The organism is Pseudoalteromonas luteoviolacea (assembly GCF_021654285.1).
Classification (GTDB): domain Bacteria; phylum Pseudomonadota; class Gammaproteobacteria; order Enterobacterales; family Alteromonadaceae; genus Pseudoalteromonas; species Pseudoalteromonas luteoviolacea_J.
In genome coordinates this window covers 1-1133 of the sequence record NZ_JAKFZS010000092.1, presented here as the reverse complement: position 1 = coordinate 1133, position 1133 = coordinate 1, and the positions used below count along the sequence as shown (strand labels likewise).

Annotated in this window: 1 protein-coding gene; it reads right to left on the bottom strand. The window is 39.3% G+C overall.

Annotation, left to right across the window (positions count from 1 at the left end):
* Nucleotides 1-1022, bottom strand: a 1022-nt coding sequence (locus tag L1077_RS27145) for an IS481 family transposase (RefSeq protein WP_237139879.1), incomplete at its 3' end; no start/stop codon positions are given.
* Between the last annotated feature and the right edge of the window lie 111 nt (nucleotides 1023-1133).

Sequence of the window (1133 nt, the reverse complement as noted above, 5' to 3'; positions counted from 1 at the left end):
TTTTCTGCCCAAATTCGTTTTCCATCTTCCAATGTTTCAAGTGGCGTTCTGCCACAGCACATTTTTCCTTGATGAGTTCGGTCATTATTGTAATAAACCATCCATTCGTCCAGATCCTTTTGTAATTCTTCTAGGGAGCTATACAGCTTTTTACGGAATGTAACCTGATAAAACTCGTTTAGTATTGTTTTATGGAACCGTTCACAGATACCGTTTGTCTGTGGTGACATGGCCTTGGTTTTTGTATGGTCGATATCGTTAATCGCCAGATATAACTGATAATCATGATGCTCGACTTTACCGCAATACTCTGTGCCTCTGTCAGTAAGTATGCGCAGCATTGGAAACTCATGCTGATCGAAGTAAGGTAGAACCTTATCATTGAGTATGTCGGCTGCTGTAATTGGCGTTTTGGTAGTATAGAGTTTAGCGAAAGCTACTTTGCTGTAAGTATCTACGAATGTTTGCTGATAGATACGTCCAACACCTTTTAGGTTGCCAACGTAAAACGTATCTTGTGAGCCTAGATAACCAGGGTGAGCCGTTTCGATTTCGCCACAAGCCTCATCATCATTTTTCTTTTTTTCAAGCGCAGCGATTTGGCTGTCTGTTAAGATAATACCTTCGTTAGCTACTTTGTCTTCCAATGCTTTCAGGCGCTTCTTAAAGTTCTCTAAATTATGACGTAACCATATCGACCGAACACCACTGCCTGATACAAATACACCTTGCTTTCTTAATTCATTGCTCGTTCTGTGTTGGCCGTGAGCAGGATAATCAACTGCATATTTTATAACAGCTTGTTCAGTTGCCTCATCGACTCTGTTTTTTATGTTTGGAGACCTACGACTTTTATCAATTAACGCATCAAGCCCACCATCTTCGAGCAACTCTTGATATCGATAAAATGTATCTCTTGAAACGCCCATAACTTTACAGGCTTTAGAAACGTTACCTAATTCTTCAGCAAGATTAAGCAAACCAGTTTTGTGTTTAATGATTGGGTTGTTAGTATGTAACATGAGAGTTACCACCTTTAGGTTGTTTTGATTAAAAGATTCGACACCTTTATCAAAACGGGTAACTCTCAATTTTTCAAATCGAAATGTCAGATCAAGTCGAGACTAATTCAG